Raw genomic sequence first — 2620 nt, 5'->3', positions numbered from 1 at the left:
CACCAAGCTTGAAGGTCTTTCAACTTGAAACTAGCTGCCATTCGAAAAACAGTTCAATTGGGTGTCTTTATTCCACTTACCCCACTGTATCTAAAGGATAACAGAAGCAACTGCGAGCAAAAATACCAACAGAACAAAGTAGCAAAGCACTCCCAGGTGGTAGCCAACCAATGATTTTTCGATTGAATTTCCTTTTCTGTAAGCCAGAAATACACCGGCAATATAAGGTGGAAGGCTTACTCCGAAGCCTGTTAATATCAGCAAAATAAAAAACGCCTGGAAACCATGTTGTTCTTTTAGCCCGCATTCAAGCTCACCCCAGTTCCCGCCCCCCCTGTTAGCACCAGTACCTCCGGGCAGCCCATCTTTACCATATGTCCATATATCAAATCCTTCCGGGTTGTTTTTACCTGGCGATAGGTATAAATAGTCCCTGCCCCAAGGGTCTTCAGGTAGACCATTAATAATCTTATCTTTTTTACAAGGGCAACTTTTACTAATAAATACTTCCTGAGCCAACACACCTAAACCTTGTTCATTAGTTGGATAACGACCGAATTCACGATGGTAAAGCTCAACGGCTTCAGCCAACTGTTTAATATCTAGATAAGCTATTTCTTCCGGTGATAGCTCTCTACTTGAGCTTTTAGCAAAAGCTGAAATTAGAGTAATGATTACTAATGCTATAACTTTAACTTTTTGCATTGAAGTTTCCTTGTTTCCCCCAGCATTGTGACCAGGCATAAAACCACCATGCTTGTAAGCCTTTCAGTTTGGCATGGCCTTATAAAAGCATTGTTCGACTGGGTGTCTCTGGTTTAATCTGACTATTCAGGTGTTGGGTAATGATTTGCACGTTTCAAGCTTTGTAAGTCATCAAAACGTACTCCATGTAGCGCCATAATGGGCCGTATTTTTTTGCTTATTAATTGCCGAATATAAAAAGGCTGATTCGGCACAAAGTGATGAATTGTGTGTGTACGGCCAAAATCAAAACAAAAGAGTTGAAATGGTAAGAACCAGCGACTGGTGATCACATGCGTTTGCTCTAGCACATTGCTCACTCCACCATAATAATGCATTGAAGATGTGATCAAGTTGAGAGACGTCGAGCGGACAATATTTGGCACAATCAAAACCACCATCAGAAATTGTGCAACGGCCAGTAGCTCAACTCCCCACTTAGGTAGTTCAAATGGATGAAAAAATTGCAGCACATGAAAAGCGATTACACCGTATAAAATCGCAAAGTATGCCGACGCAATGGGAAAACCGGCATTGAAGACCTGAAAAAACCTGAAGTCGCGAATTTCCCGACTAAAGCGCTTTGAATTAATCAATAAGCCTAGCAGGCCATCAGTGATGACGACCGCTCTTAAAAAAGGAGATTTAATACCATTACCCACTAAGCGCTCTTCCAGGTCTTGTGGGGTGCCAGACACTTTATGATGGTGTAAATGAATTTTTCTGCGATACCAGGGGTTCACAGTGTTTGGCCGCATCAGCCACACGACTAACATCATAAAGTTATGTATAAGCGGACGTTTACTAAAATACAGCTTGTGGATCAGGTCATGCTCAAGTTCATGTGTAATGGAAGTAATAAAGGCTACCAAAAGAATGCACAACCACGCGGGAATAGCGGCAAAATAATAAAGCGTAGCAGCCCCAGTGAATGAACATAATGACAACAGCAAAATAACCATAGCTATGCCATTTTGCTTTTTAAGTATAGGATAACGCGCTCTGAGCGATTTCTCTTCTGCTTTAATCGCCGTCACTATCGCTGTTATGTTTTGTTTCGCGGTTAACTTTGACATAGATAGTTTTTGCTAACTTATTGATGCCAAAATCATACCTCAGATTGCAAGCTTTGGGGACATCTATGCACAAGGTCCGCCTGACTGTCACTCAAGTCAAAAACAACGAGTTCCAAGTGTCAGTGCATTTATAGCAAACAGAAACTCGCTCTATTGCTCACTGTCCATCTCGTATTGCTTTAATACGGTCAACATGCTCTCTGGAATGGGCGATTTTTGCCCTGTTTTCATATTAAACATCACCACATTCGCATACCCTGTTGTGCATATTGCCTGCTGTGACTCACTAAACGCCTCGTAACGCATGGTGAAGCGGTCTTCTTTGATATCAGTGATATATGAGCCAATATACAAAGTATCTGGAAAAGTCACCGGTCGCTTATATTGCGCATACGTATCACGCAGTACCGGGCTGTGGGAGGGTTCTGATAAGACAGAAAGTAACCCTGTTTGTTTCAAAAAATCAATTCGCGCGGTTTCGAAGTAACGAAAGTAAGACACATTATTCACGTGCCCCAAAGCATCCATTTCACCCCACACCACATTTATTTTGGTATTAATTGCAAATTTCTCGAAAAATTCCTGCATGATGTTGCCTTGAATTATGATTATTTGCTTTGAGGGTAACAACTCATCGTACCAGTAACAAGCGCTATGCGATATTTCTGCAGTCCAACTCAATAAGCGCAACTAAGCCAGTTTTTCATGCTGAACATAATTCAGTGGTGAACCAAAGAACCCAAATAAGGAATAATTAAGACTGGGTGTCTTTCCAAACCTTTCCAAAACCCCAAAAGAAC

At 41.5% G+C, this 2620-nt stretch carries 3 protein-coding genes; all 3 read right to left on the bottom strand.

Annotated elements, in window-relative coordinates; all coding sequences use genetic code 11:
* Positions 1–90: 90 nt before the first annotated feature.
* Positions 91–705: a type II secretion system protein GspG gene (locus CWB98_RS23280; protein ID WP_171045743.1), complete on the bottom strand. Its 615-nt coding sequence runs from the start codon at positions 703–705 to the stop codon at positions 91–93.
* Between the two features lie 122 nt (positions 706–827).
* Positions 828–1820 carry a fatty acid desaturase gene (locus tag CWB98_RS23275; RefSeq protein ID WP_138546960.1) on the bottom strand — a complete coding sequence of 331 codons (993 nt, stop codon included), beginning with the start codon at positions 1818–1820 and terminating at the stop codon, positions 828–830.
* Between the two features lie 150 nt (positions 1821–1970).
* Entirely contained in the window at positions 1971–2408 is a 438-nt protein-coding gene (locus CWB98_RS23270; protein WP_138546959.1) for an acyl-CoA thioesterase, read from the bottom strand.
* Positions 2409–2620 lie beyond the last annotated feature (212 nt).

It is taken from the genome of Pseudoalteromonas rubra, assembly GCF_005887115.1.
GTDB lineage: Bacteria > Pseudomonadota > Gammaproteobacteria > Enterobacterales > Alteromonadaceae > Pseudoalteromonas > Pseudoalteromonas rubra_F.
This window is presented reverse-complemented; position numbering and strand designations above follow the sequence as displayed.